Source organism: Dokdonella sp., from assembly GCF_035703485.1.
Lineage (GTDB): Bacteria > Pseudomonadota > Gammaproteobacteria > Xanthomonadales > Rhodanobacteraceae > Dokdonella.
Genome location: NZ_DASSYD010000088.1, coordinates 1 through 6571 on the forward strand (window position 1 = coordinate 1; position 6571 = coordinate 6571).

The 6571-nt window shown below is 62.0% G+C and carries 7 protein-coding genes; 3 read left to right on the forward strand and 4 right to left on the reverse strand.

Going from position 1 to position 6571, the window contains the following annotated elements; genetic code table 11:
- Positions 1–215: hypothetical protein (locus tag VFN25_RS06545; RefSeq protein WP_325140063.1), on the reverse strand; the 215-nt coding region annotated here is incomplete at its 3' end.
- 185 nt (positions 216–400) lie between these two features.
- On the reverse strand, positions 401–1252 hold the full coding sequence (locus tag VFN25_RS06550) for an AraC family transcriptional regulator (RefSeq protein ID WP_325140065.1): 852 nt from the start codon (positions 1250–1252) through the stop codon (positions 401–403).
- Positions 1253–1387: 135 nt separating this feature from the next.
- Between VFN25_RS06550 and VFN25_RS06555 the strand changes: the two genes are divergently transcribed.
- From VFN25_RS06555 to VFN25_RS06565, 3 genes are all read left to right on the forward strand, one after another.
- On the forward strand, positions 1388–2188 hold the full coding sequence (locus VFN25_RS06555) for a hypothetical protein (RefSeq protein ID WP_325140067.1): 801 nt from the start codon (positions 1388–1390) through the stop codon (positions 2186–2188).
- A 78-nt stretch (positions 2189–2266) separates the two neighbouring features.
- The gene (locus VFN25_RS06560; protein WP_325140069.1) at positions 2267–2812 is read left to right on the forward strand and encodes a peroxidase-related enzyme; all 546 of its coding nucleotides are present in this window, start codon (positions 2267–2269) and stop codon (positions 2810–2812) included.
- An 80-nt stretch (positions 2813–2892) separates the two neighbouring features.
- Entirely contained in the window at positions 2893–3456 is a 564-nt protein-coding gene (locus VFN25_RS06565) for a redoxin domain-containing protein (protein WP_325140072.1), read from the forward strand.
- Positions 3457–3517: 61 nt separating this feature from the next.
- Here the strand turns inward: VFN25_RS06565 and VFN25_RS06570 are convergent, their stop codons facing one another.
- Positions 3518–4258 carry an STAS/SEC14 domain-containing protein gene (locus tag VFN25_RS06570; RefSeq protein ID WP_325140073.1) on the reverse strand — a complete coding sequence of 247 codons (741 nt, stop codon included), beginning with the start codon at positions 4256–4258 and terminating at the stop codon, positions 3518–3520.
- A 113-nt stretch (positions 4259–4371) separates the two neighbouring features.
- A complete protein-coding gene (locus VFN25_RS06575; RefSeq protein WP_325140075.1) occupies positions 4372–6396 on the reverse strand; it encodes an amidohydrolase family protein in 2025 nt (674 codons plus the stop codon).
- Positions 6397–6571 lie beyond the last annotated feature (175 nt).

Consider the following 6571-nt stretch of genomic DNA (forward strand, 5'->3'; position numbering starts at 1 on the left):
CGCAAGTCGAAACAGGCGTCTCGGCGAGCGGGAAGATTGCAAAATGGGTTGATATAGGAAGCGTCAGGTTGGGCGGTCTCGAGGTCGCCCAACACCGGGTCGACGTCGGTGACTTCAATGCGATGGTTGCAGACAACAAGCTCGGTCCCTACCTGCATGTCGGCCCCGTGCTTCTCGCTGGCCATCGTCTGTTGATAGACATGAAACACCATCAAGCCGCACTGGTTCGTGGAGCGGGAGCTGGGGCACCGGATCAAGCGGCTGAGTAATCCGCTCGCCCAGGGCGCCTCTGAACAAGCAGCGCAACCGCCAGACTTTCTGAACACCATGACGATTGTGCCGCATGTTCAGAGGTGCCCTGATGGTTCGGGCATGATCCTTACCGCCAATCGCCAACCGCTCAGGCAATCGACTGCAACCATGTGCGCGGCGCCACGCCAACGCTTTGCGCAAACGCGCGCGACAGCGCGGCGGCGCTGGAATAGCCAAGTTGATGGCTGACGGATTTGATTGAGGTGCCACCGACGAGCAGGGATTGCGCGATGCTGATGCGCCAGTGCTTGAGGTAGTCCGCGGGTGAGGTGCCGACGTGCTCCTTGAAGCATGCCGCAAACGCGCTGCGTGACATGCCGGCGGTGTGCGCCATCGAGGCCAGACTCCACGGCTGTCCAGGTTGCTCGTGCAGGGCGGTCAGCACGCGCGCCAGCTGCGGATGGGCAAGTCCGCTGAGCAGGCCTGCCGGTAGCGCGTATTGCTGCGGGTGATCGAGCAGCCAGCGCAGCAATTGCAGCAACAGCACTTCAAACAGGCGGTCGGCCAGCAGTCGCTGCCCGCAACGCACGCGTTCGGACTCGGCAAACAACAGATCCAGGGTCGGCGCCAGTCCGTCGACAGCCGATAGCGGCACGACCATGACATCGGGCAAGGCACGCACCAGCGGATGCGCGGCGCCGCCTTCGAAATCGAGCGTCGCGCAGACAAAGTCGGAGCCGTCCTCGGGCGGATTCTCGAACGCATGCTCGAATGCGCGCGGATAGAACAGCAGGGTCGGCTCTTCAAGCACGATGCGATCCGCAGTCTGCCCGGCGCCGCGATGGGTCACCACCATTTCGCCACGGCGAAGCACGTGCAGGAAGCCGCGACCGGGCCGCGCATCAAAGCGGGTCAGCCCGCACAGCGGACCGGCATGGAACAAATGCGCGTGTACCCGAAAACGCTCAAGCAGGGCGCTCAGGCGGTCGACGCTCTCCATCTCGACTCCGATCTCTGGACGATCTGATATGCATCATGGACTAAATGAGTCCGAATGTCCTGATTTTGCCGGGATACTGCACCTCCAGATGGCGAGCATCCGCCCGCCAGCGGCACTTTCAGAACAGGAGGCTCCATGTCCAATTCATTACCCCATCCGCGTTCCCATGCGCGCCAACTTGCCAGCGCTGGTTCCGCCGGCCTTGCCATGCTGATTGCCTTGGTGCTGGGCTCATCACCGCTTTCAGCGCATGAGGCCAAGCCGCACACGAAGGGCATCCACAGCAAACCGGCCAAGGCTGTCGCCGCGCCATTCGATATCGTGCATACGAAAATCACCACCGAAGGCAACAGCGCAATCTTCCACGTCGCGGTATCCGGCAAGGCTGGATCGAGCAAGCCGACGCCGATCGGCAAGCTGGCCGGCAGCACGGTGTTTTCCTATGTCTGGCCGACCTCAATCGATCCCTACGTGGTCGGCTTTGAATCAAAGAGCGGCATCCTCGCCTTCGCCGTGACCGCGCATCCCGATTTCGACGACACCCCGCTGTTCGATGAAAGCCAGGATGGCGATCTCGGCAACGATGGCGGCATCTGGCATTCGCACTGGGTCGTGCTGCAGCCCGACGAAGCCTGCGGCAAGGATGCGCTCAAGGTCGTCGATATCCCCGAGGGCAGCAAGCCGCGTCTGCCGAAGACCTGGCCGGGCCTGCCGATCCTGATCGACAGCCCGGGCTGGAGTCCGCAGTTCAAGGGCGACACGATCGAAGTTCGCGTGCCGTTCGACGACATCGGTGCGGTCAAGAGCGCCAGCTTCGATGGCGTGACCGCCGCCTTGCGCGTCAACGCCAGTGTGCACAACCCGCTGTTGTGCGTGGCCGATGTGTTCAAGGTGGCCTCGGGCGACCTGTCCCTGCCGGGCAAGGTCGATCAGTGATCGGCTGAGGCCATCGGACTGCCCGCAGATTCGCCGCGGGCGGCTTTCAAACAACTTTATCAAGCAGTGGAGAAAACCATGAACCGCGTTCCCTTGATCGACCGCAACAACACCAGCGCCGAGCGCAAGCAAACCCTCGACGCCATCAACGCCGCCTTCGGCGTCACGCCGAAAATGTTCCGTGCCGTGGCCAACTCGCCGGCGGCGCTGAACAGCATGTGGGGCTCGTTCGGAGCACTCGGCGCTGGCGTCATCAGCGCCCGCCTCGGCGAACAGATCGCCGTCGCCGTCGCCGACCGCAACACCTGCAACTACTGTCTTGCCGCACACACGGCATTGGGCATGAAGGCGGGCGTCAGTGCTGATGACCTGGCCAGCGCCCAGAGCGGCGAATCGTCAGATCCGAAGACGAGGGCCGCGCTGCAGTTCGCCCTCAAGCTGGTCGAGAAGCGGGGTCAGATCGAAAGCGCCGACGTCGATGCGGTGCGCAAGGCCGGATTCAATGACGAGGGGATTGTTGAAATTCTCGCCCATGTCGCGCTCAATCTGTTCACCAACTACGTCAACATCGCGTTCGATGTGCCGGTCGACTTCCCGACCGTCCAGTTGCGCCGCGCGGCCTGACCGATCAATCCGTTCGTTGTCCCGACGTGCACAAGGCATAGGCCCGCGCACGTCGGGGCTCTCAATCAACTGGAGATGCAATGAGCACTGCCGCAGATATGGCTCCGGAACTTGAAGTCGGACGCTGGTTCAACACGCCGACGCCCATCACCCTGGCCGGTTTGCGTGGACGCGTTGTCGCCCTGCACACCTTCCAGATGCTCTGCCCCGGTTGCATTTCGCACGGGATTCCGCAGGCAACGCGGCTGCGCAAGATGTTTGCGCAGAAGGACGTTGCGGTGATCGGCCTGCATACGGTTTTCGAGCATCACTCGGTGATGACCGAGGAAGCCCTGGCCGCTTTCATCCACGAATATCGACTCGATTTTCCAATCGGTGTGGATATCCCAGGAACGAACAATCCGGTGCCACGGACCATGCAGAAATACGCGTTGCGCGGGACGCCGAGTCTGGTTCTGATTGATCGATCGGGTCGATTGCGTCTGAGCCACTTCGGCCAGATCGAGGATATGCAACTGGGTGCGGTGATCGGTCAGTTGCTCGCCGAACCGGGAGAAACCCAATCTGCACCGGCTGATTCAGCGCTGAGCGATGCCGGTAGCGGCCGTTGCGAGGTCGGCGCAAACGGCAAGCGAACCGGCTAGCAGCCACTCTGCGAATGCTCGAGGGCGGCGGCGCGGCAAGCGATAGTCGGTCGGGCGTGTGTCAATCCTTCAGCCAGATCATGGCCTCGTCATTCTGGTCGTAGTCGAAGCGACGGATCTTGGCCAGCATCAAGGGATCGAGCACGCGGTCGGCGAAGGTGCCCATCGGGCTGTTGGTGACCAGCGCCACCTTGCCGATCCTGTCGTGCACGCTGTTGATGAATTTCAGATGCGCGAACAGCGCGCCGATACTTTGCCAGCCGGGTAAACGCCGGCTGCGGATCATGATGCCGCGCAGTTGCTGGTGATTCTTGAGATGGTCTTTGGCGATCTCGCCGACCGCTTCGAAATCGTCTTCGCTGAGCGCTGCGTCCGAGCCAGGCTCAAGGAGCAGAATGCCGGACTCCGCATCGAGGCTGATGTTGATGCGGGCACGATCCTGCTCGCAGACCCACTGCCGGGCGGCTTCGTAATCGTCGCTGTCGAAATGCCGCAGTTCCCCGGGCGAGAGCACACGGAAAAACTTGACCGCGTTCTCCAGCCAGCCGATGTCGCTGATCAGGGCCATGCGCCCCCAGTGGCCCAGCTTGCCCAGGCCGAGGCGCAGATCCTGCCATGCCGCGCCGGCCTCCATGCCCTTCCACTCACCTTCGATGCAGCACAAGAGATCCAGCTTGCGGTGTTTCTCCAGCCTCTCATTGACCAGCGGTACCAGCTGCTCCGAGTAGTCTTCGGCACGCAGCTTGTCGGTGATCCGGATGCCGATCACATGGTCCGGAAGGTCCTCGATCATGTTCAACATGGTGCATTACCTCCACTTCGGTGGGCGCCGGTGGCGTCTGCAGACTCAGTGTACTGCCGAGCCAGCAAGTTCCGCCCGGCAAGCGCACGGTCTCAAGACATTGCGATCACTTGTCAGGGTGTCGGCAGGGTCACCTTCGGCGCGTCGGCAAAAGGCTTGATGCCAAAGTTCGGATAAACCTCGGACGGGTAGTAGACGACACCGTCCTTGACCACCATGCGGATGCGTTTGATCGCCTTGAGATCCTTCGTTGGATCGCCCGGAACGAGGAAGAAGTCGGCGAGTTTGCCTTTTTCTATCGAGCCCAGCGACTGGTCGCGACCAAGATATCTGGCCATGTCATAGGTGGCCAGCTTGAGCACTTCGGGCGCGCTGTAGCCGATCTTCTCGAACAGTTCGAGTTCACGGTGATAGGTGAATGAGCCACCGGTATCGGTGCCCGGAATCAGCAGGATGCCGCGCTGGTGCATGATGCGCAGGGTGTCGAGGATCTTGTCCCAGGCACCGGCATACTTCTCAGCGTCACCCGGCGCCGACATATCCGACCAGGCCTTTTTGGCATTGCGCTGGGCACCGATCGGCATGTGATCAATGGTATCGACCTGGCCGGCCGGGATTTCACCATCGCGCGACAGCAGCAAGGCCTCGTGGATGCCGATGGTCGGCTCCAGCGAGGCCTTCTTGTCGACGATGTGCTGGATGGTCTTTTGTACTTTCGCCGATTGCAGATCAAGCTCCGGCAGGCGGCGCAGGGCGGTCAGGCGCAGCAGGGTGCGGGTGTCTTCATCGGGTTTCAGCACCCAGCCGAGCATGGTCTGGTTGATATGGGTGAGCTCGTCGTAGCCGGCATCGAGCATCGCATCGGCATTTGAAAATGCCGGGATATGACCCGCGACGCGCAAGCCGAGTCGATGCGCTTCGGCGATCGTCGCCCTGGACCAGGCCGGGTTCATGCTGTTGTAAAGCTTGACCTGCCAGAAGTCGCGGGCAGCGTACCAGCGCACCGCGTCAATCGCCGCCTGCTGGCTGTCGACGAGAATGCCGTTGTTGGCGCTGAACGGGCTCTTGCCTTCGATGAAACCGCTGCGCGTGATGCGCGGCCCGGCAATCGTGCCATCGTCGATGCGCTCGATCAGCTTGGCCAGTACCGCATTGTCATTGCCCATGTCGCGTACCGAAGTCACCCCGGCAACGACATTGAGCAGGGCGCGACCTTGTGAGACATGGCCATGCATGTCGTTGAGACCGGCGATCAGGCTGCCGCCCGCGCCGTCAATCAGCACTTCGCCAGGCGTCGCCGGACTGTCCAACGGCTCGACAGAGGCGATGTGCCTGCCCATGACGATGACGGAAACCGGTTCCGACATGGCCAGCGTGTGCGGATCGAACACGCGGACGTTGCGGATGCGCACCGGTGCTTCGTAGCGGTGGGCAGACTTCTTCTGGATGGTCTCGAAGCGCTCGGTCGACAGCTGCTCGGCAATTCCGCGCAAGCGCTTTTCCTCGCCCTCGAAGCCTTCGCGGACGACGACAAAACTCGGCGTGATGAAGGCAAACATGGCCTGCTTGTCGTCGAGCAGGACGTAGGAAGGATTCAGGTCGAGTCCGCTCAAGGTATAGCTGCGAACCTTCTCGCTGCCGGACTTGCCCTTGACGCTGAGTTCGTCGCCTTCCTCAAGACGGATGTTTCCCGCCGGCAAGGTCGGCAGCGTGTGATCGATATCCTTGAGCAGGGCGCGCGCATACAGGCCGAGCGCCCACGGGCTTGCACTCAGGCCGATGTAGAGGCGATGGTCCGCAGAATCCAGCTTGCCGCTGCCAACCGAATCGGTCCAGCTCGCGCTGTCGCCCACTTGCTCGAAGTGCTCGTCGACCTTGCTGCCGAAGGTGGTCGCGCCGGTGATCTTCCACGATGTCGGCAGACCCCTGGCATCAAGCCGGATCGTCTCGGCCATGGTCGGCCCGCGACCGTTGTTCTTGTAGTCGAAGACGATGCGGGTTTCGCCATCGCCGCTGGTCGTGGTCAGATGGCCGACGACCTTCTCGCCGAAGATGACGCTGAAGTTCTCATCGGCCTGGGCCATCTGCTGCAGCAACAGGCATGCCGTCAACAGAACGGCATTGCGCAAGATGGACATCGCGGACTCCACTGGGTTCGAAGGCCCGACGGGCCAGCCTTCGACTTTGCCGAGCGGAAGAATGACGCGCAACCGCCGTGAGTCATGGTCTCGGCGTCAATGCGCCGAGACCATGCCGATGACGTCCTCAGATGCCGTCGCTGGCGTTCAGGGTCAGTTCCTGATGCTGGATCGG